Source organism: Yimella sp. RIT 621, from assembly GCF_004146205.1.
Taxonomy (GTDB): domain Bacteria; phylum Actinomycetota; class Actinomycetes; order Actinomycetales; family Dermatophilaceae; genus Yimella; species Yimella lutea.
On sequence record NZ_SEIP01000012.1, the window covers coordinates 16,696 to 36,500 of the forward strand.

Sequence of the window (19,805 nt, forward strand, 5' to 3'; positions counted from 1 at the left end):
AGCAACCCGTTTCCTTGACTACGGGCGTAGTTGCTGAGTGCGGCGCAGGGCCATCTCGGCGAGCCAGGCGGACGCCTGCCACAGGACGTCGTCGTCGAACGCTGCCCGGGGGGAGTGATTGTCGGCGGCCGTCTTCGGGTCGTCCGTCGGGCAGCAGCCGAGGAAGAAGTAGGCGCCCGGGACGCGTTCGAGCACGAACGAGAAGTCCTCGGCGCCCATCTCGGGGTCCTCGCGCTCGACGTAGGCGTCCGCGCCGAACAGGTCGTTGACCACCTGCCGCCCCAGGTCGTAGTCGGCATCGGTGTTCACGGTGGGCGGGTAGGACTCGACCACCTGATGTTCGGCACTCAGACCGTGCGCCTGCGAGATTCCCTCGGCCAGACGGATCACCGTCTCGCGCAAACGCTTTCGTGACTCCTGGGACAGCGACCGCAAGGTGATGTCGAGCTCGGCGGTGTCGGGGATGATGTTCGACTTCGTGCCCGCCGCGATGCGTCCGATGGTCGCCACGACCGGGTCGAAGACGTCGAACCGGCGCGTGACGGCGGTCTGGATCGCAAGCGCGATCTCGCAGGCGACCGGCACCGGGTCGAGGGCGACGTGCGGCTGGGAGCCGTGACCACCCGCGCCCCGGACGACGATCTGGACGTCTTCCGCCGCCGCCATGCACGCGCCGCGGGTCGTCCACCAAGTGCCCTTGTGGAAGGTGGCGGAGGCGACATGCATCGCGTACGCCGCCTCGACAGGTCGTCCGGCGATGTCGAGCAGACCCTCGTCGAGCATCGGCTCGGCACCGCCCGGGCCTTCCTCGGCGGGCTGGAACATGAGGACGACGTCACCGGCCAGTTCGTCCTTCAGCTGGCACAGGATGCGGGCTGCACCGACGAGACCGGCGATGTGCATGTCGTGCCCGCACGCGTGCATGACCCCGGGATGCGTTGAGCAGTAATCGGATTCGTGAAGTTCCTGCACCGGCAACGCGTCCATGTCGCCGCGCAGCAGCACCACGGGTCCGTCGGTGCGGGCACCGCCCCGGATCACGCCCACGACCGAGTCGAGGTTGTCGCTCTGGTGGATCTCGATCGGCAGACCGTCGAGCGCTTCGAGCAACCGCGCCTTGGTCAGCGGCAACCGCAGGCCGATCTCCGGGATGCGGTGCAAGTCGCGGCGCAACGAACGAAGGTCGTCGCTCATCTGCTGGGCAAGTTCGACGGTTCGGCTCACTCACCCGAGGGTAGTCAGGCCGGCCGGCGACGCAGCACGACGTACAACACCAGCCCCGCGACCAACCCCCAGAACGCCGAACCGATCCCGGCGATCGTGATGCCGGACGCCGCCACTACGAGCGCGATCGCACCGGCTTCCCGTGCGCTCTCCTGGGCCAGGGCGGACCAGGCAGCAGCGGCGAAGGTGGCGATCAGCGCGAGTCCGGCGATGGTCTCGACGATCCCCTTCGGGGCCGCGACGGCGACGGCGGACACCAGTCCGGCAAGCGGGCCGAACGTGAGGTAGGTGAGCCCACAGGAGATTCCGGCGGCCCACCGGCGCTTCGGGTCCGGTCCCGCCTTGGGGCCCGCCGCGAGCGCGGCGGAGATCGCGGCGAGATTGATCGCGTGACCTCCCGCGAGCGCACCGACCGCCGATGCACCGCCGGTGTACAGCAGCGGACCTCGCATACCCGGCTTGTAACCGAAGGACGACAGCACCGCGATGCCCGGGATGTTCTGCGAACTCATCGTCACGATCCACAGCGGGATCGCGATCGCGAACATGGCTCCCGTGTCCCATTGCGGTGCAACGAAACTCAGGCTGGGTGCGGCGTTGGACAGATCGAGATGTCCGAACACGCCGCGCACCGCCATCACCACGAACGCGGCGAGCAGCGCACCGATGACCGCCCATCGGCGAGCGAGCGCGGTGAGCACCAACCAGGTGAGGATCACCGGTCCGATCGCCCAGGGGTCCGCCTGGACGGCGGACACCGGTTCGATGACCAGTTGCAACAGCACCCCGGCGAGCATCGCGGACGCGAGCGGGGCCGGGATCGACTCGACCAGCCGACCAAGCGGGCGGATGAGCCCGCAGAGTGCGAGCAGGATGCCGCAGACCATGAATGCGCCCACAGCAGAAGCGAATCCGCCGTGCGGTGCGGCCGCGGCCGCGAGCAGCGCGGCACCCGGCGTGGACCACGCCATGGTGACCGGCATCTTCAGGCGCCAGCTGAACAGCACGCATCCCAGACCCATCGTCAGGCAGAGCGCCATGAGTCCGGAGGCTGCCTGCGCCTGCGATGCACCGACCGCGCGAAGCCCGGTCAGCACGACGGCGAACGAGGAGGTGAAACCGACGAGCCCACAGACGATGCCAGCCATGACCGTGGGCATGACCGAGGCCGTCACCGGCTGCGTCGTGCTCGAACTCATGGGACGTCAGCGTAGGAGTCGCTCCCCGACGCTCGAGGTCCCGTCCAGCTCAGCCTCCACTACACGCGGTCGAGAGCCCGCGCCCGCCGCGAAGTCCCCCAGCTGCGCACGCACCAGATCCGGATCACACGGCCTCCGGTGGGGGTCCTCGAGGTGGTCGGAGACACGACGAGGTACGAGCGCGTACCAGCGATCGGCCTCACTCCACGCACCTCAAATCTCGGCCGCCGTTGCGGGCGTCGAGTGCAACGGTGCGCGAGACGCTGCTGTCCATCGAGTTCGTGACCTTACGCAGGGGTAGCGCAGGGGTAGCGCAGGCCTCCCGGCAGGTGCGGTCAGCTCGAGGGTCGGGTCGCACGCGAGTCGGAACCCGGGGAGCACGAAAGATCAGCGGTGATCATCGACCGTCAGTCGGCCGAGGTGACCAAGATCCTGCAGCGGCGTGCCACGAAGTAGTTGCGCCCGAGGACAACTCACGTGGTCTCGATCGCGGCACTCCGCTAACGCTCCGCACCTACTCGACCACCGTTCTGACGCCTACTCGACCACCGTTCTGACGCCTGCTCGACCACCGTTCTGACGCCTGCTCGACCACCGTTCTGACGCCTGCTCGACCACCGTTCTGGCGCCTGCTCGACCACCGTTCTGGCGCCTGCTCGACCACCGTTGTGACGCCTGCTCGACCACCGTTGTGACGCCTGCTCGACCACCGTTCTGGTGGTCGCACCGGCGGTGATGTGCCCGGCCGTAAGGACGATCGTGACCAGCGCGACGAGGCGCTGCGCGATGCCGAAACGAGTGCGGTCGGTCACCCGTCAGGGTACGTCGAGCCCTTTCCGCACCGACGTCAGCGGTGTTGCTGCTGTTGCTGCGCCGTGATCCGCTGCTGCAACATCGCCAGGCCGGCCGGCGAGACGAGCGGCAGTTGCTGCTCGATGTTGCGCACCACGTGGTGGTCGTGAACGACCTTCTCGCTGCTCTGGATCAGGACGGTGCCGGCGCCGGTGAAGTCGTACTGCCGCTCCTCACCGGAGTTGATGCCGAGCATCGCCGCGCCCGCCGACATGAAGCTGTTGACCCAGTTCTGGTCGTAGTGCAGCGACGGGGACGGGCAGTCGGCCCAGCCCACGAGTGCCTCCGGGTCGACGCGCAGCGGCGGCTCGACGAACATCACCGGTCCGTTGGAGGACGCGAGGAACTTGCCGGTGCCGATGAGGGTGAGGAAGCCGGGCACGATCGACTGGTTGAGCTGGATACCCGGCTCGAACGCGAGCAGGTTGGACGCGCGGACGGTGAGGTTGCCCTCGTCCAGGTCGTAGCTGTTGATCGTGTAGCCACGGTCGCCGATGATCAGCGTGCCCTGGCCCTCGACGACGACGAAGTCCTGTTGGTACATCGGGGCGCTGAAAGTGCCGGCGACCATCTGCTGCAGGCCCGCTCCGATGCCCGCGGTCAGCGCGTGGAAGCTGGCCTGACCGTAGTAGGCGATCATCGCGCCCTTGCTCATGAACCAGGGACGGTCGAGCGTGAAGTAGTACGCGTACTCGTTGCCCGGGATGTTGTCGTTGCCTTGCAGCACACCGGGATTCAGAACATTGCTCACAGCTTCTCCTCCGATGCCTGCACCAGCACGACTCCCTGACCGTTGCACTGCAACTGCATCGCCTCACCCGAACCACGACCCACCGCGTCCCGCCAGCTCATCGCCGACTGCAGCTGGGTCTGGACGTTGCCGACCGTGCCGACGAACGCCTGCGGATCGACGACCACCGGGCCGTTGCCGACCGGGATCTCGATGAGTTCGCCGTGAGCGACCAGCACGACCGCACCGACGCCGCTGAGTTGGGTGGTGAACATCCCGTTGCCGGTGAGCGCACCGGTGGCCGCCCCGCGAAGTGCTCCGCGGAGCCCGCCTCCGCCGCCCTGCTGGGACTGGGTCGAAACGATGGACGCCTGCATCCCGGCGGTGTAACCGAGCATCCGGGACATGTCGGCAGTGACCTGTCCGCCCTGCGGCAGGTCGATGACGTGCAGTGCCAGCCCCTGGAATCCGTAGTGCACCTGGCCGTTGCCCTGAGCGATCATCGTCCGCTCGTGCTCGCTGCGCATCATGGAGCCGACCATCGCGCCCATGCCCCCGGGTGCGCCGCCGGCGCCCGGGATCTGGTGCGGCGCGAAGTGCACCTGGCCGGAGTAGAAGAGCATCGAACCGCGGCGCGACACGATCGGACCGGTACGCCCAAGGTCGGCCTTCACGACCTTGCTGTTGACCTTCTCGAACATGCCGATCACCGTTCCGCCGGCTGGATGGAGACGACGCCCTGGCCCTGCCAGCGCAGCGAGAACGCCTCGCCGCCGCCCTGCCCGACTGCGGATCGCCAGGAGACGTCGGTGACGAACGACTGCTGCAGTTGTCCCTTGGCCGCGACGAACGCGTCCGGGTCGACGACCAGCGGGAGGTTCGGGTTGACCTCGAGGTGGATCAGCGGCCCACCGGCGCTCAGCAGCGCGACCTGACCGGTGCCGCTGACGGTCGTGGTGAACAAGCCCTGCCCACTGCTCATCCCACCGACTCCGGCGAACTGGACGTTGGTGTTGAGGTTGCCCGCGAGCGCCAGGATCTGGCGACTCTCGACCTGCATCGTCTCGTTGTTCAGCGGCAGCACGGTGACGTACTGCGCGTTGACGGCGAACTGGACGACGCCGTCGCCGGCGCACTCCATCAAGGTCAGCGACTCACCGGTCGCCTTCTGCTTGAGGCCGGCCAATACGCCTGCGCCACCGCCGAATCCGGCGTTCTTGAACTGCACCTGGCCCTGGTAGGAAACCATCGACCCGCTGATCGCACGCACCGACGACTTCTGCAACCTGGCCTCGATGACGCGCGACGAACGCGCGACGAGTTCTGTCATTTCACTCTCCCTGGTCGGCACCATCCTGGCTGATGCCCGGGCCTGCGACGAGACCCGGCGGCGAAACGTTCCAGGGTCGGCGAGTGGGGCGCCCTCAGAAGCGAAGCAGCCGCGGACGAAGCCAACACGCTTCGACGGGTGGGCACGCTCAGCCGTCGATGTCGGAGCGTTGGCGACCGACGTCGCGCAGGTTGGTGTCGAGGGTGACCCGGTTGTCGAAGACGAAGCACTCACCGTCGAAGTCGGCGTCCGCGTCCGGAATCTCCTTGAAATAGTTGAGAATTCCGCCTTGCAGCTGGTGCACCTTCAGGCCGAGGTCCTGCATCCACGGACTCGACTTCTCGCAGCGGATGCCGCCGGTGCAGTACATCGCGACCTGCTTGCCGTCCGCCTTCCACTGTTCGGCGTGACTCTCTACGTACTCGCGGAAGTCGCGGAAGTTCACGACTCCCGGGTCGACCGCTCCGCGGAAACGACCGACCTCGAACTCGAAGGAGTTGCGGTTGTCGAGGACGACGACGTCGTCGCGCCGGATCAACTCGCGCCACTCATGAGGCGGAACGTCGGTGGCAGCCACGTCGTCGACACGTGACGGCAGGTCGAGACCATCGACACCGAGCGGGACGATCTCCTGTTTGGCCTTGACCATCATGCGGGAGAACGGGATTCGCTCGTAGTCGGTGCGCTTGTAGGTGATCCCGCCGAACGCGACACCGACCGTCTGATCCGCCGCCGCCTCATCGATGAAGGCGTCGATGCGCTCGGACGGTGCGGCGAGCATCCCGTTCACGCCCTCACCCGCGACCAGGATCGTCCCCAGCAGTCCCTCGGTCAGTTCACGCAGTCGGTCGCAGACAGCCGCGACGTCGTCGATGCGGACGAAGCGGTAGAAGGCGATATGGACCCCGGAACTCATGCGCCCAATGGTGCCAGCGCCATGGCCCGGTGCCTCAATCGACAACCCGATTCGCGCGGTTCGCCCCTCGGCCAGAGCGGATCAGTCGGTGTAGGGCACCTGCGTCCAGGACAGGACGTCGGGCGAACCCTTCTTGTTGATCATCACGCGCAGCCAGTCCTGGTTGTTCGCCGATCCATCGCAGGTGATCCGCTGCAGGTTGTTCACCGGCGCGGTGACGCCGTACTTCGCCAACCACTTCGAGCCGGCCGCGAGCGGGCGGTCGTGGTTGTAGACGTGACTGTCACCGTTGAACAGGTAGGTCTGCCCGGAGAACCTGCGTGACTCGGCGGCGAGCGCCTGGACGTACGGACGGAACGCCGAGATGTCGTCCGGCTTCGGCTCGTACGTCGGGTCGAACATGTCGGCCTGCTGCATGACAACGACCGCCCGGTCACCACGACGCGCCGCGTCCGCAAAGGTCTTGCGCAGCAGCGAGATCGCTGCGCTCATCCGCTTGCGCTGGTCGGCGAGCTGCGCTGCGTTCGGGGTGGTCTCGCCAAGGCCGGTCCAGGGGAGGGTGCCGTCGTTGGAGCCGGTGACGTTCACCGCTGCGAAGGAGACGTCCTTGGCGCGGTAGGAGACGTTTTCCGGAATCCCGATGGACGCCTGCGAGTCGATGTTCATCTGCTTCTGTCCGAGGGTGCGGCCCGGCTGCGGGAAGAACATCCGGCGCAACGTGTCGAGTCGTTCGAGCGGGTTGTACGCGCCGTTGTTGGTGCGGTGACAGTCGGTCCACTCGTTGTCGCCAGGGGTGAAGACGGTCGGGTCGGCGAAGGCGTCGAAGTTGCGGCGGATCATCGCGAAGTACTCGTCCGAACAGACGGTCGACCCGTTCTTGATGTCACCGACATGCACGACCGAACGGACGGCAGGGTCGGAGTTGATCTGCTGCACCCAGCTCGGGAACTTCGCGACCTGGTCGGCGCCGTAGGGCACGTCGCCGATCAGCGCGAAGGTGTAAGCGGATCGGTCGTCCGGCACGCCGCCCCGATCGGCCGCGGCCACACCGGGCACGGTGACGGTGGCAGCCAGGGCGAGTGAGCCGGCGAGGACGGAACGGGTACGCAGCACGAGAACTCCCGGGGGAAGGGACGTCATTGGGGACGTTTCACTCTCGTGCCCCCGGGTTGCGGGCCGGCCAACCGCAGGTGACGGTTCGCCGAAGCGTCACCGCAGCCGCGGAATCACATCCGTCGCAACCGTCTCGAGGGTTTCACGTGAACCCACGTAGACCGTGTCCTGTCGCGGCCAGTGGGTGATGACGTCGGTGAACCCGAGTTCGGCGGCACGTCCGACCAGGGATGCTCGGCCAGCTGCATGCCGCGGCAGACACCGAGTTGCGCCGGGACTCCACGACCGAAAGGGTCGAGGCATGAACGGGACGATCGTGACTCTGGGCGGCGGCGGGTTCTCGGATGCACACCGCGACTCCGCGATCGACGACTTCCTGCTCGACCTGACGGGATCCTCGACGCCGAAGGTCTGCTTCGTACCGACCGCGAGCGGGGACGCGGACGGGTACTCGCAGCGCTTCGAGGAGGCTTTCGCGGGCCGCGCGACGACGTCCGTGCTGTCGCTGTTCTGCCACGACCCGTGGGGGTACCTCGACCCGGAGATGCTGCTCGACCAGCACCTCATCTATGTCGGCGGCGGGTCGACCGCGAACCTGCTCGCGGTGTGGCGCCTGCACGGACTCCCCGACATCCTGCAGCGCGCGGCGGCGCACGGCACCGTGCTGGCCGGTATCAGCGCGGGGATGAACTGCTGGTTCGAGCAGTCGTCGACCGACTCCTTCGGACCGCTTGCGCCGCTGGACGACGGTCTCGGTTTTCTGCCCGGGAGCGCGTGCCCGCACTATCTCGGGGAGTCCGAGCGCCGAGATCAGTACCTCGGCTGGGTCGCCTCCGGCGCGTTCAAGGACGGGTGGGCGGTCGACGATCACACCGCCCTGGTCTTCCGCGACGGGGAGTTCCTCGAAGCCATCGGTGAGCAGGACGGTCACCCGGCATTCCGGGTCGAACGGCGCGGCGACGAGGCGCTCGAGACCGCTCTCGACGTCCGTCTGCTGCGTTAAGCCGAGACGATCTTGTCCGGCGGTTCGGCGAGGCCGCGCAGGTAGCCCGCGAAACCTTCCGGCGTTCGTGCAACGAATCGTCCGGACGTCACCACGGGCGCCGTCGCGGTGGCGACGACCGCCGCACCATCGCCGGATCGCGTCGACGAGCCGGACGTCCTCATGCACCGGCAGTTCCGGAAACTCGCCCGCGCGGCGGTAGGTGCTGAGCCGGACGCCGAGATTCGCTCCGTGCACGTACGGGTGATCCTCCGCCAGGACGTGTCGCGCATGCCATGCCTCGATGACGCGCGGATCGACGGTCACGGCAACCCTTGTCGCACCTTCGGGATGACATCGCCGACCACCGTCTCGAGGGTCTGCATCGACCCCGCGTACGGGCTGTCGGGCCGCGGCCAGTGGGTGATGACGTCGGTGAAACCGATCTCGCCCGCACGGCCGACCATGTCTTCGAACAGTTGCGGACTCTCGAGCGAGAACCGGTGTCCCGCATCCATACTCAAGTAGCGAGGAAACGACTCGACGTCGCGGTCGCCCTTGTCGAGGGCTGCGTCGAGCTTCTCGTTGAGCGCGATCAGCGAGGCCCACCAGTCGTCCTCGTCGTCACCCTTGACGCCCATCGTGACCCAACCCGCGCCGAGCGTGGCCGCCATCCGGACCGAGCGCGGCCCGTTACCCGCCATCACGAACGGGGTGCGAGGTTTCTGGGTCGGCCCCGGAGCGGTCGACAACTCCCTGATGGGGAAGAACTCGCCCTGATGACTGACCCGCTCGTTGGTCAGCAGCACATCGAGCACCTGCGCGAACTCCTCGAACCGGTCAACCCGCTGCTTGGTCGTCAGGTCGGGCCCGCCAAGGATCTTCGAATCCGCGTCACCGCCGGTGCCTAGGCCCAGCAGGAATCGTCCGCCGGAGATGTCGTCGAGCGCGGTGATATCGCGCATGAACGTGCCGGGGTGACGGAAGTTGGCGGACGCGACGAGCATGCCCAGCTTGATCCGCTCGGTGACGGTCGAGGCGCCGGTCAGCGTCGTGGTGGCCGAGAACCACGGGCCGTCCGGCAGCCCGCTCCAGGTGATGTGGTCGTAGGTCGAGGCGTGGTCGAAGCCGAAGTCCTCGGCCTGCCGCCACAGATCCTTCGCCTTCGACCAGGGGTGCTCGGGCAGGATCGTGATTCCGAAGCGCATGACCGCAGCTTCTCACCGCCGTCTTATCCCGAGCCGAGCCGACTCAGGAAACGAGCAACGACTCGTCCACGTCGGCACCCAGGACGGCGAGGGCGGCACTGGTCATCGCCTCGACCCCGACGTCGACTGCTCGTGGGTCGACCACGAAGTCGGGACTGTGATTTCCCGGAATACTCGCCAGCCGGCTGGCCAGGTCTCCGGTGGCCGAGGCCCACTGCACGGGATCGGCACAGCCGAGAATCCAGTAATGGGAGCGCGTCCCCGCCGCGAGCTCGGGAAAGTCCTCGGTCGCCATGCTCGGCACCCAGCGCAGCACCGAGCGGTCGCCCAACGCCCCGCGATGGGCAGCGGCGACGGTCGCGGTGAGGGCCGTTTCGTTGACCACCGGCGAACTGGAGGCGACGACCTCCACGTCGGGCGCCGTGCAGTGCCCGGACGCGTCGGCCTCGGCGCGAACCACTCGTCGCACCGCGTGCTCCAGACGGTCCAGCCCGTGCGAATTCATCGCGCGCAGTGAGACCTCGAACCCGACGCGGGAGGGCACCACACCGGGCGGTTCGGGAGCGTCCAGGGCACCGACATTCAGCACCGCCGGTTCTGCCGGACCGGTCTCCCCGGCGACGACGTCCTGCAGTCGCCCGATCATCGCAGCGAGTGTCACCACCGGGCTGATGTGTCCGGCGCCGGCCGCGTGACCTCCGGCGGCACGCACGCTCACCCGCAGCACTCGGCCACCTGCGAAGACCGGGCCCGGGCAATGCGCCAGGTATCCAGCCGGCAACGGCGCACAGTGCTGGGCCAACAGGACGTCCGGAACACCCTTGCTGAAGACGTCATCGGCGATCATGGCGGCGGCGCCGACAAGGGTCTCCTCAGCGGGTTGCGCGACCACCGTCACGGTGCCGGACCACTTGCTGCGCGCGGCGGCTAGGTCGTGCGCTGCGCCGAGGACACACGCGAGGTGCAGATCATGACCACATGAGTGCCGCGCGACCAGGGCCCCGGCTTCCGACCGGTGTGCGAGGGCGTCGAGTTCGGTCCGTAGCCCGACGTGCTCGCCCGAGCCGTTGCGCAACTGTGCGACCACGCCATGACCACCGACTCCCGTCCGCACCGTCCAACCGTCCTGTACCAGCCGCTCGGCCGCATAGCTCGCAGTTCGTTCCTCTGCCCCGGAGAGTTCGGGGTGCTCGTGCAACCAGTCGAAGGCTCGACGGGCCCACCTGTTGATGGGTGGGATCATGTGCTTGTTCTTCCTGCGATGAACCACCCGATCAGCAACGCGACGAAGAAGGTCACCCCGGCGCCGATGGCAACGCCTGTGGATCGGGTGAGGTAGTACGAGATGCCGCCGGCGATCAGGATCAGGGGCACCACGAGGGCGAACCAGATTCGGACGAACGTTGTGGTCTCCATCGAATTTCCTTTGCTCGGGTTGATCGGTTGTTCAAGAAGATCGGCGCGACCGGTCACGGGAACGGGTGCGGAACACGGACGATCTCGTCGTCCCGCAGTAGGCTCTCGCGCCAGCCTGCGTGCTGAAAAGCGTTGCGCAAACGCGGCATTCGTAGTGCTCGCTGTCGGTTCCAACCGAAGTCGATCGGCAACAGGCCCGGCGAGAGGGTGGCGACGGTGCGCAGTCCGAGGGCGTGCTGCTCGGGGGTCGACTGGTCGACCACGATGGTGTCGTGTCCGGCGGCAGCGATCTGGTCCACCACAGCTCGTACGTCCTCGCGCAGATCCATGCTCGGACGCACCGTCCGGTTCGCGTATGCCTGCTGCACCGTCACCGTCCGCTCCGGTCGGGTGTATCGCCGGACGTGCGAGGCCATCTGCGGCAGGCCGAACAGGCGGGCGTGGTCGGTGAGGTGACGGATCTCGTCGTAGTTGCGCGCCATCTGCTCCAGGCGTCCCTGTGCCTTGCGCACCTGGGAACCCAGGTGCGGCAGGTAGGTGAGCGACTCCGAGAAGGCCCCCTCGATCGCCGAGAGCGGATCGAGACCGGCGCCGGCGGCGAACGACACCGCGCCGACGCCACCGTCGCGACGAACCGCAACCGAGGTCACCACCGGGACGTCGATGTCGACCCGGCTGTCGAAGGCCAGCAGGTCGTAGCCGAGTTGCTCGGCCTTGGCCCGCATGGCCCGAATGGCAGTGCTGTCGACGCTGTCCAAGTCGAGGGCAGGCGGGGTGGCTCCGCCGTACCAGCCCAGCAGAAAGGCGTCCCGTTCGAGCAGTTCGAGCAGCCCGAACAATGTCGCTTCCTCCAGTGAACTTCCCGTCGCGCATCCGTTGGAGCACTCGAAGACGAAGTTGTCAGCCGCAACACCGGCGCTGTAGTAGACCAATCGGCTGGGGACAAGAACCGCACGGTCATCGCGCAACGAACGACCCCACACCCAGGGAATGACCGCGTGCGGGTCAAACGGTTCGAGCAGGCTCTCCTCGCGATAGGTCTGGTCGTCGTAGTCACCACAACTCAACGGGTGGATTGCCTCGTCACGCACTTCGTCGTACGAGGCGTGCACGACTGCACCCGCATGGCGCTGATGAGTACCGGCGTACCGCTCGAGTCCTTCGGTGTAAGCCAGCAACCGGCTCGAGTCGTACCCGGACCCTTGGCCGCTCCAGGTGACGTCGACCAGCCCGGCGTATCCGCGCATGAACGTACTGCCGGCGACCGGCGCCGTCGTGGGTGACAGCACGTTCAACCACGTACGGGTCCCGAGCACTCCACACACCGGGTTGGCCAACGCGGCATGCGGCAGGCGGAAGTCGCTGAGGGATCGCCCACGCAAGGCATTCGGGTCGCTCTTGGGACGCGGCTGCAGCCGTGGTCCCTGCATTGCGGACTCCACAGAGCCTTCCGGGCTGCAATGCGTACACCGCGGCTCGGGCAGCAGCGAGTAGGTCGATACGGCGAGCGTCTCGATCTCGATGACACTCACCTGCCGAAGCTGCAGGTCTGCGGGGGTCTGCCAACCGTCGGCCCAGGGCGAAGGGGCCGGTCGGTGTACGTCAAGCAGATGCACCTGCGCCGCGACGGCGTCAAGCAGGAACGCTGTGGGTAGCGGCCACTGCCCGATGGGTTGCGGAATTCTGTTGTGCTCCAGTGCTTCGCGTTCCGAGCGCGTGCGCAACCGTTGCCAGCGCAGGGCGAGGCACGAGGCGCATCCGTCACCGTCACCCCAGGGGCCGATGAGGACGCTGTCGCCCGTGACGTGGACCAGCGGGTCGTGGCCCGGGTCATGGGTGATGCGTTGCACGTCGTAAGCGCCCAGGGTCCCCACGCGGATGGTGCGTCCGAACGCCGAGTGCAGATGCTCTTCGAGGGTGGCGGCGAGTTGTTCGATGGGCAGGGGGTCGGTGTGCTGCACGAGATCAGTCATTGCTCCACCTGAAAACCTTGACCGCGATGACCCCGAACACGAGGGCGAAAGCTGTCAGTACGCCCATGTTCGTGGCGAACGAGGCGGCGGTCGCGCTGCCGGTGAAGGCGTCGCCGACACCGTCGTTGAGGTAGTACAGCGGCAAGGCGTGTGCGATGGACTTCAGGAAGGAGGGCATCATGTCGATCGGGAAGAACGACCCGGACAAGAACGCCATCGGCACCATGATGACGTTGCTGATGGCCGCTACTGCCTCGGCGGTGTTCGCGAACGCGCCGATGATTGCGCCGACCGCGTAGAACGCGACAACTCCCATGAACAGCAACGGAATCGCCTGCCAGGCCGACGAGGCCGGGCGCAGCCCGAAGAAGGGCAGCATCGCCACTCCGACGAACAACACAGCCTGGATCGCCGCGATCCCCATCGTGACCGTGAGCTTGGAGGACAGCACCGACCGGGTGCTCGCCGGCGTCATCCGCACGATTCGCAACAGGTCGCTCTCACGCCACTGCATGAGCGCGAAGGCGATGCTGAAGACCGCCGCGTTGGCGATGCCCCAGGTCATCACCCCTGGCGCGATGTACTCGATGTAACTGCGTCCGGACGCTTCGACCGCCTGGCCGCGAAAGATCGTGCCGAATAACAGCAGGAAGACCAGCGGGAAGATGAACGTGAAGAAGATCGTGGTCGCGTCCCGGCGGGCTGACTTGGTGTGCACTGCCGTGAGAGCGGGGAATGCCATTGACATGGTGCTTCCTTCCTAGGCGGTCAGCTCGAGGTAGACGTCCTCGAGGCTCGCGGTCTTGGTCTGGATGTCTTCGATGTCGTGCTTGTTACTGAGCTCGACGAGCACTCGGCTCACCGAGCCGGTCTCCAGCACCAGCGAGCCACCGGACTCACGTGCCGAGGTGACCCCGTCCAACGTGCCGGCCTCGGCGACGCTGATCCGACCGACGGGCACGAGCACCTGGGTGGAACTGCGGGATCCACCCTTGAGAGCGTGCGGTGTGTCCAGGGCGCGCACCTTGCCGTCGACCAGGATGGCGACGCGGTCACACAGTGCTTCGGCCTCGTCGAGGTGGTGGGTGGTGTAGACGATCGTGCGGCCCTGATCCTTCAGATCACGCAGCACCGACCACAGTTCGCGTCGAGCTTGCGGGTCGAGTGCAGCAGTGGGCTCGTCGAGGAAGATCACGTCGGGCCGATGCACCAACGCACCGGCGATCGCCAGGCGCTGTCGCTGCCCGCCCGACAGGCGCTCCACCCGAACACTCTCGCTGTCGCTCAGACCGACCAGCCGCAGTGCGTCGGACGCATCCTGCTCGGTGACGCCGTACAGCGCAGCCATCGTGCACAGGTGCTCTCCGGCGGTGAGCCGGGTGAAGAAGGCGCCGTGCTGTGTCTGCACCCCGATCCGGCGCAACAGGTCGGGATCGCGGCGGGCCGGGTCGGCCCCGAGCACGCTCACCCGGCCGTCGTCCGCGACGCGTAGTCCTTCGACGATCTCGATGAGGGTCGTCTTGCCCGCACCGTTCGGGCCGAGAACTCCGAAGAACTCTCCCTCCTCGATACGCAGGTCGATGCCGGCCAACGCCTGCTTGGCGCCGTAGCTCTTGTGCAGCGCCTCGATCACGATCGCGGCTGCAGTCTCCACCCGCTGAGCTCCTGGCTCGTACGTGTGGTTCTGCGGGTCTCGCGGGATTGCCGACTCGGTGCGGTTGTTGATCTGCTCGATGGTCATGACGTCTCCGTTCGGTTGCGTTGGGTGGTTGCCATTCCGGTGATCACCAGCAGGACTGCGGCGATCGGACCGGCGTAGCGCCACGGTCCGGCGGACTGAGGGATGAAAGCGGCCGCTATGAACACGGCGCCGGTGGCGAGGGCAAGAACCAGCAGTGGTGCCAGCAGTGCGTAGCCCAGATAGATGCGGCGCAGCCGTGCCGGGTAGCGCTCACGGGTGGTGCGGGCTTCGTCGTCGCTGCGGCGGACCACGGCCCGCAGGTGCACACCCGCGTACTGCTGGCTCTGCGTCGTCAGACGCAGGACACCGGTCGCGTGACTGAGCACGACGTAACCATCCAACGGTGCCAGCGGCACCAGATTCGCGACCGTCAGCATGACGTTGCCGGCCCACACCAGGGCGAGGATGTCGGCCACCGTGCCGGTCCTCAGGCCCGCCAGCCACAGTGCCGCACAAGCGCCGGCCGCAACCAGATGGACCGCCGGGCCGGCGAGCGCAGCAGCGATTCGGCCACGTCGCCCCGGGATGAACAGGTAGTCCTCCACCCGGCAGAACGGGATGAGCACCGGCAGACGCCAGCGAATCCCGTACGCCGCGACCCTTCCGCCCTGCAGCGTTGCCACGACGCCATGTGCGAGTTCGTGGACCGCCGTCGAAAGCCACAGCAGCAGCACTGCCACCACCATCGCCACGGGAGACATCCACGCCTGCACGACCCGATCGGCAAGACCGCCGGACGCAACGGTTGCGGTAGCACCTGCGGCGAACAGCAGGAGGACGGCGACTGCGCTGTGCGCCGACGGTTTCACCACTGCGGCGAGCCGAGCCGACAACTTCTCGGGGTCGGCGGCCAGCCGGATCTCCGCACGCAGCAGCGTGTTGCGAGGCTCTGTTGCGTCCGACCGACGGTCCGACTCGCTAGTGTGGTGCGATGCGGGAGCCGAACTCGGGTCGTCGTTGTCGAATCCCTCCAACAGCCGGCGCTTGCCCAGCTGGCCCAGCAACTGCCACAGGCCGCGGTCGTCGAGCCGGCGACCCAGATGTTCTGCGTACTCGGCCTGCAACTGCGTGGCGGAGCGGGTGCCGTCCAAACGGGTCATCACGAAGTGCTCCTTGGTGCCGACCTCGAACGTGCGACCGGCAACGGTGTCGCGCACGAGGTGGACCGCGTTCGCGCCGTGCCAGTTGGCGTCGCTGATCTTCACGTCGCGACGCAAGCGAGGCAGTTGCGCATCCGCGGACCGATCAGTGATCGGCGCAAGCGCCGCGGATGCTGCCACCGCGGTCATGACAACCACTGACTCTCGGCACGTGCATCGCCAAGAACTCGTCCGAGCAGATGGGCCAGGTAGGCCTCGTCCCGGATCGTGACGTGCAACCGGTTGTTGGTCATGTGCATGTACGGCGACAACAGGATCGTGAGCGCTTCCTGACGATCGGTGACTCGGGTCTGGCGAGTGCCGTCCCAGGAACTGAACGTGAGCCCGCCCTGCTCGGCCAGGTCAGCGACCTTGTCGTGCAGTTCCAGGCAGTGCCGGCCCCACTCGACCAGGAAGGTCGGCAACCGTTCGGGTTCTCCGGCGGCCATCGCCTCCCGGACGACAGCGAACTGCCGCTGCAGCGATTCGCGGCTCTGTTCGTAACCCTGTTCGTACTCCTTGTCGGCGATGAAACCGGTTCCGGCGAAATGGGATTGCCAGAAGTCGTGGTACCGCGTGAGGAACTCGGCGCAGGTCTTCCGGTCAGGCAGGAAGGCCGCGCTCATCACCATCATCAGTTGAGCCGAGGTGCCCAGCAGCACTCCACGCAGGTGCAGGTTCATGCTGCGCAGCACCTCGATGGTGCAGTCGGACGAGTGTTGGAAATGCCACTGCGCCAACTCGATACCGGCGGGCCCTCCGTACTTGCCGTACTCGGGTTCGTAGGGCAGGTAAGCGAGGTCGTTGTTCGGACGAAGGTTCATCGTTCCGTCGGCCGCGGTGTAGTTCTGCTTCTCCTGCGGCGAGAACTCCATCTGGAAGAGCTGTTCGTACAGTTCCCCGAGGAATCCGGCGTCGACCTCGTACAGTGCCGGACGTCGCTTGAGGTAGGAGCGAACCATGTCTTCTGCGACCGCTCGTGCTGTTGCTTCGTCCTCTGGGCGCTTGGGCCGAAAACGCATCCGAACGTGCGGGCCCTCGAGCCAGTAGTTGATGTAGAAGTAGCCGTCGATGAGGTCCTGTTCGCTCAGCCGGGCGAAGACCTCGCGCACACATTCCACCAGCAGCGGCTGAGGGTTGGCCGCGTAGTAGATGTGCATCGCGACCCAGTCGCCGTGCTGCGAGACATTGTCAGTCCGGACCGTCGGTTCGGTCCTGGTCAAGATTTCGGTCATCACGAACTCCTCGGCTCGGGTAGAACTTCGATGGCGTACTCGATGGCGTGCGAACCTGATTCGCTGTGTCCCGGGGCGTCCGCGGGATCGGGAAGGCACTCGGTGAAGGTCACCAGTGCGTCGACGTCGAGGGCGCCTTCGAGCGCCTGGAGGGTCAGCCCGGATGCAAAGTCGACGTACATCGGTTTGCTGGTGCCCGCGCCTCGGAACCCGCTGGTTCGTGACACCTTCGCGAACACACGCTCCGGCAGTCCGTGGGCGCGCTGCCACCGGCGCCACGTCAGCATCCGGTCGGAGTCACCGCAGGTGTCGAGCGGCAGATCCGAACCGGCGACCCGCCAGGCTCGACGGGTCAGGACGACCTCGCCCACCCGCACCCGTGGCCGGTAGCCGACCCCGTCGGTGATCTGCGCGGACGCCTGGCCCGCCCACGGATCGAGCTGCATCATCGCGGTGTGCGCGAACAGCAGCAGCGAGCGGGGAATCTCAGGCAGCGCCAACGGAATCAGGTAACCGAGATAGGCCGGCACGACCTCCTTGCCCAGTCGCCGCGATCGAAGCGTCACCCGGTCACGCGCCACGTCGTGCACGGCGTACAGGTCGTCGAAGTCGATCTGCTGGTCCAGCGGACGCGAGCTTCGCTCACCCGGGCAGACGATCTCGTACGACGTGAGTTCGGGATGCAGGTTGAGGTTGCTGGTGACCAGACCTCCGGTCACCTCGGCGTACACCTGGTCAGTGCTGAGGCTGGAAACGGCGCGGGCGCGCAGGATCGCATCGAAGCCGGCTGTCTCGACTTCGGGAAGGGCGTACGCGAAGCGGGAGAACGGGAAGTGCAGTCCGCCGTACAACTGGTTGAGCACCACGCGGCGCTGCTTGCCGATCGTCGCTGATTGCACGAGGTAGCTACGCGGCTCGTCCGCGTCGATGAACCCGGCGGTGTGCTTGCCGACCGCCTCCACGACGTCGGCACCGACGACGATCTCCTCGGCGTCCTGGTGGCCCTCGTACAGTCGGCCGACAGCCAAATCGAACTCGCGGCGGGCTTCGTCCAGCGCGCTGATGGCCTGCGATCGCAACCAGTTGACCTCCGGCTGGTACTCCCCGTCGATGTGACTGGTCCGTTGACCGGAGATGGTCTGGTACTGGTCGAAGAAGTCTTCCTGGAATTCGTGCAGCAGTCGTAGGACGTCGTCGCACTCCCCGCCCGCGCCGAACCGCGCCACGAAGAAGGCGGTCAATGTCAGGCGCTGAGGCAAGGTGATGTCGAACGCCGACACCAGCGGGTCGAGTGCCTGCAACGGCTGGACCAGTTGTTCGTCCCAGGTGTCGGCCTGCACCTGCAGGGGCCCGCCGGCAAGCACATCGTCCTCGTAGACCAGGGTCTGCGGCAACGCCGGTTCGGCGTCGAGTTCGGCGAAAATCTCCCGTAGCATCACCGGCAGACGGTGCAACGCCTGCACCCGATGGTGCTCGTCGGCGATCTGTTCCACCACCCGGCCCACGTCGTCGAGCCGCAGCGCCAGAGCGGCCGACCACGGCGTGTCGACATCGGTGAGCGAGCCGGCCAGCGACTGGAGCGGGTCTGGCGAGTGCACCGGAACCTGCAGCACAGGGATGTCGACGAGGCCGATCTCGATGAGCGTGGAGAGGTACTGCGCACACAGTTGCGGCGAAGCGTCGTGACGTCGACCGATCCAGTCGCACATCTCACCGAAGGTGTGCCGTCCGCCTTCGAGCGCCCCCAGCAGCTCATCGATCGTCTCGGTGGTGCGCAGGAAGAACACCTTGTCGGTGACGGAGTCGAAGGTGACCGCTTGACCCTCGTCCCCCTGCGACATCCAACGGCGCACGTAGCGAATACGGTCCTCGACCTGCTGCCACCCGGCGGTCGCTTCGATCGGGAGGTGGTTGCGGGTCTGCGGGTTCTCGACCAGGCAGCGGGTGATGCGGGCCAACACCGCCACGTTGAGCCGTACGTTCGACCGGCTTGTCGATGGCAGACCGACTGCGCTGTGATTCTCGCCGTCCGCCGTGGTGCACACGGCCTGCACCGGGGTGAACGACCCGAACGGGCTCGGCTTCACCGCAGCGCGACTGAGATAGCTCAGGATCGACCGCTCGAACTTGCGCTGCTTCTTGTCGACCGTTTTCGACCCGGACGCGGCGAGGTAGCCCGGAAGTTGTTGCGCCAACGGCGGGGAGGCGATCTGCAAGCCGCGATGTAACGCCGGGTGCGCGGCCGCTGCTCGCAACATCGAGCGGCTGGTCGCCATCTCCTCGGCGACGGTCGTGTCACCCTGCTCGTGCAGAGCGCTCAGCCGTCGCATCGCCGCCGACCATTCGCCGAACACCGATGCAGCCCGCGGGTCGAGGTTCTCGAGCAACTCACGGTGCGGTGTCGGGTCGGTGATCGGCGCGGCCTTGAACACCTTGCGGCGAAGGTTGAGCAGAGCACGTCGCTGCTCCTGGTCGGTGTTGTCACCGATGAGGTCGTGCAGCAGTTCACTGAAGGTGTCGGCACTGTGGGCGACCACGGCTTCGGCGTCAATCACGGCATCGGCCCAGGCGAGCGAGCGATGGTTGTGCAGTTGGTGCAGGTGCTCCACCGGCAACCCGCCGATCCTGGCCAGCGCAGCCAAGGACTGCGCAGCAGGAAGGTCCGGTGACACCTGCGCCGACACCTGCGGCGGCGCGACTTCTTCTGTGGACCCAGCAACGGGAACCGATCGGGTCTTCGATTCGTG

17 protein-coding genes are annotated in these 19,805 nt (G+C 66.9%); 1 reads left to right on the forward strand and 16 read right to left on the reverse strand.

Going from position 1 to position 19,805, the window contains the following annotated elements; genetic code table 11:
* Nucleotides 1-18: 18 nt before the first annotated feature.
* The 7 genes from EU513_RS12085 to EU513_RS12115 form a co-directional block, all read right to left on the reverse strand.
* On the reverse strand, nucleotides 19-1,224 hold the full coding sequence (locus EU513_RS12085; protein WP_240796038.1) for a M20 family metallopeptidase: 1,206 nt from the start codon (nucleotides 1,222-1,224) through the stop codon (nucleotides 19-21).
* Nucleotides 1,225-1,238: 14 nt separating this feature from the next.
* Nucleotides 1,239-2,423 (reverse strand): benzoate/H(+) symporter BenE family transporter, encoded by a 1,185-nt coding sequence (locus tag EU513_RS12090; protein ID WP_129626297.1) that lies wholly within the window; start codon nucleotides 2,421-2,423, stop codon nucleotides 1,239-1,241.
* Nucleotides 2,424-3,270: 847 nt separating this feature from the next.
* On the reverse strand, nucleotides 3,271-4,026 hold the full coding sequence (locus EU513_RS12095) for an AIM24 family protein (protein ID WP_129626299.1): 756 nt from the start codon (nucleotides 4,024-4,026) through the stop codon (nucleotides 3,271-3,273).
* On the reverse strand, nucleotides 4,023-4,706 hold the full coding sequence (locus tag EU513_RS12100) for an AIM24 family protein (protein ID WP_129626301.1): 684 nt from the start codon (nucleotides 4,704-4,706) through the stop codon (nucleotides 4,023-4,025). The genes EU513_RS12095 and EU513_RS12100 overlap by 4 nt, the downstream gene beginning before the upstream one ends.
* A 5-nt stretch (nucleotides 4,707-4,711) precedes the next feature.
* On the reverse strand, nucleotides 4,712-5,335 hold the full coding sequence (locus EU513_RS12105; protein WP_129626303.1) for an AIM24 family protein: 624 nt from the start codon (nucleotides 5,333-5,335) through the stop codon (nucleotides 4,712-4,714).
* A 148-nt stretch (nucleotides 5,336-5,483) separates the two neighbouring features.
* Complete coding sequence (locus EU513_RS12110; RefSeq protein ID WP_129626305.1) at nucleotides 5,484-6,251, reverse strand: rhodanese-like domain-containing protein; 768 nt, start codon at nucleotides 6,249-6,251, stop codon at nucleotides 5,484-5,486.
* An 81-nt stretch (nucleotides 6,252-6,332) separates the two neighbouring features.
* Complete coding sequence (locus tag EU513_RS12115; protein WP_205744768.1) at nucleotides 6,333-7,391, reverse strand: metallophosphoesterase; 1,059 nt, start codon at nucleotides 7,389-7,391, stop codon at nucleotides 6,333-6,335.
* 274 nt (nucleotides 7,392-7,665) lie between these two features.
* Here EU513_RS12115 and EU513_RS12120 point away from each other — a divergent pair, with 274 nt between their 5' ends.
* Nucleotides 7,666-8,367, forward strand: coding sequence for a peptidase E (locus EU513_RS12120; RefSeq protein ID WP_129626307.1), 702 nt, complete (start codon nucleotides 7,666-7,668; stop codon nucleotides 8,365-8,367).
* Nucleotides 8,368-8,669: 302 nt separating this feature from the next.
* Here EU513_RS12120 and EU513_RS12125 read toward each other — a convergent pair whose 3' ends face one another.
* The 9 genes from EU513_RS12125 to EU513_RS12160 form a co-directional block, all read right to left on the reverse strand.
* Nucleotides 8,670-9,554 (reverse strand): LLM class flavin-dependent oxidoreductase, encoded by an 885-nt coding sequence (locus tag EU513_RS12125; protein ID WP_129626309.1) that lies wholly within the window; start codon nucleotides 9,552-9,554, stop codon nucleotides 8,670-8,672.
* A 43-nt stretch (nucleotides 9,555-9,597) separates the two neighbouring features.
* Nucleotides 9,598-10,797 (reverse strand): amidohydrolase, encoded by a 1,200-nt coding sequence (locus EU513_RS12130; protein WP_129626310.1) that lies wholly within the window; start codon nucleotides 10,795-10,797, stop codon nucleotides 9,598-9,600.
* Nucleotides 10,794-10,970, reverse strand: a complete 177-nt coding sequence (locus EU513_RS15945) for a hypothetical protein (protein WP_168990264.1) — start codon at nucleotides 10,968-10,970, stop codon at nucleotides 10,794-10,796. The genes EU513_RS12130 and EU513_RS15945 overlap by 4 nt, the downstream gene beginning before the upstream one ends.
* 53 nt (nucleotides 10,971-11,023) lie before the next feature.
* Nucleotides 11,024-12,943 (reverse strand): TOMM precursor leader peptide-binding protein, encoded by a 1,920-nt coding sequence (locus tag EU513_RS12135; protein ID WP_129626311.1) that lies wholly within the window; start codon nucleotides 12,941-12,943, stop codon nucleotides 11,024-11,026.
* Entirely contained in the window at nucleotides 12,936-13,691 is a 756-nt protein-coding gene (locus EU513_RS12140) for an ABC transporter permease (RefSeq protein WP_205744769.1), read from the reverse strand. The genes EU513_RS12135 and EU513_RS12140 overlap by 8 nt, the downstream gene beginning before the upstream one ends.
* A 12-nt stretch (nucleotides 13,692-13,703) precedes the next feature.
* The gene (locus tag EU513_RS12145; protein ID WP_129626312.1) at nucleotides 13,704-14,684 is read right to left on the reverse strand and encodes an ABC transporter ATP-binding protein; all 981 of its coding nucleotides are present in this window, start codon (nucleotides 14,682-14,684) and stop codon (nucleotides 13,704-13,706) included.
* Nucleotides 14,681-15,889 (reverse strand): metalloprotease, encoded by a 1,209-nt coding sequence (locus tag EU513_RS12150; protein WP_129626313.1) that lies wholly within the window; start codon nucleotides 15,887-15,889, stop codon nucleotides 14,681-14,683. The genes EU513_RS12145 and EU513_RS12150 overlap by 4 nt, the downstream gene beginning before the upstream one ends.
* A gap of 80 nt (nucleotides 15,890-15,969) precedes the next feature.
* Entirely contained in the window at nucleotides 15,970-17,058 is a 1,089-nt protein-coding gene (locus tag EU513_RS12155) for a lantibiotic dehydratase C-terminal domain-containing protein (RefSeq protein WP_129626314.1), read from the reverse strand.
* Nucleotides 17,058-19,730, reverse strand: a complete 2,673-nt coding sequence (locus tag EU513_RS12160) for a lantibiotic dehydratase (protein ID WP_168990265.1) — start codon at nucleotides 19,728-19,730, stop codon at nucleotides 17,058-17,060. The genes EU513_RS12155 and EU513_RS12160 overlap by 1 nt, the downstream gene beginning before the upstream one ends.
* Between the last annotated feature and the right edge of the window lie 75 nt (nucleotides 19,731-19,805).

Coding starts and splice junctions, on each gene's coding strand:
- EU513_RS12100 (WP_129626301.1), bottom strand. CDS start 4,706: ATGTTCGAGAAGGTCAACAGCAAGGTCGTGAAGGCCGACCTTGGGCGT.
- EU513_RS12120 (WP_129626307.1), top strand. CDS start 7,666: ATGAACGGGACGATCGTGACTCTGGGCGGCGGCGGGTTCTCGGATGCA.
- EU513_RS12090 (WP_129626297.1), bottom strand. CDS start 2,423: ATGAGTTCGAGCACGACGCAGCCGGTGACGGCCTCGGTCATGCCCACG.
- EU513_RS12125 (WP_129626309.1), bottom strand. CDS start 9,554: ATGCGCTTCGGAATCACGATCCTGCCCGAGCACCCCTGGTCGAAGGCG.
- EU513_RS12105 (WP_129626303.1), bottom strand. CDS start 5,335: ATGACAGAACTCGTCGCGCGTTCGTCGCGCGTCATCGAGGCCAGGTTG.
- EU513_RS12130 (WP_129626310.1), bottom strand. CDS start 10,797: ATGATCCCACCCATCAACAGGTGGGCCCGTCGAGCCTTCGACTGGTTG.
- EU513_RS15945 (WP_168990264.1), bottom strand. CDS start 10,970: ATGGAGACCACAACGTTCGTCCGAATCTGGTTCGCCCTCGTGGTGCCC.
- EU513_RS12140 (WP_205744769.1), bottom strand. CDS start 13,691: ATGTCAATGGCATTCCCCGCTCTCACGGCAGTGCACACCAAGTCAGCC.
- EU513_RS12115 (WP_205744768.1), bottom strand. CDS start 7,391: ATGACGTCCCTTCCCCCGGGAGTTCTCGTGCTGCGTACCCGTTCCGTC.
- EU513_RS12110 (WP_129626305.1), bottom strand. CDS start 6,251: ATGAGTTCCGGGGTCCATATCGCCTTCTACCGCTTCGTCCGCATCGAC.
- EU513_RS12155 (WP_129626314.1), bottom strand. CDS start 17,058: ATGACCGAAATCTTGACCAGGACCGAACCGACGGTCCGGACTGACAAT.
- EU513_RS12145 (WP_129626312.1), bottom strand. CDS start 14,684: ATGACCATCGAGCAGATCAACAACCGCACCGAGTCGGCAATCCCGCGA.
- EU513_RS12135 (WP_129626311.1), bottom strand. CDS start 12,943: ATGACTGATCTCGTGCAGCACACCGACCCCCTGCCCATCGAACAACTC.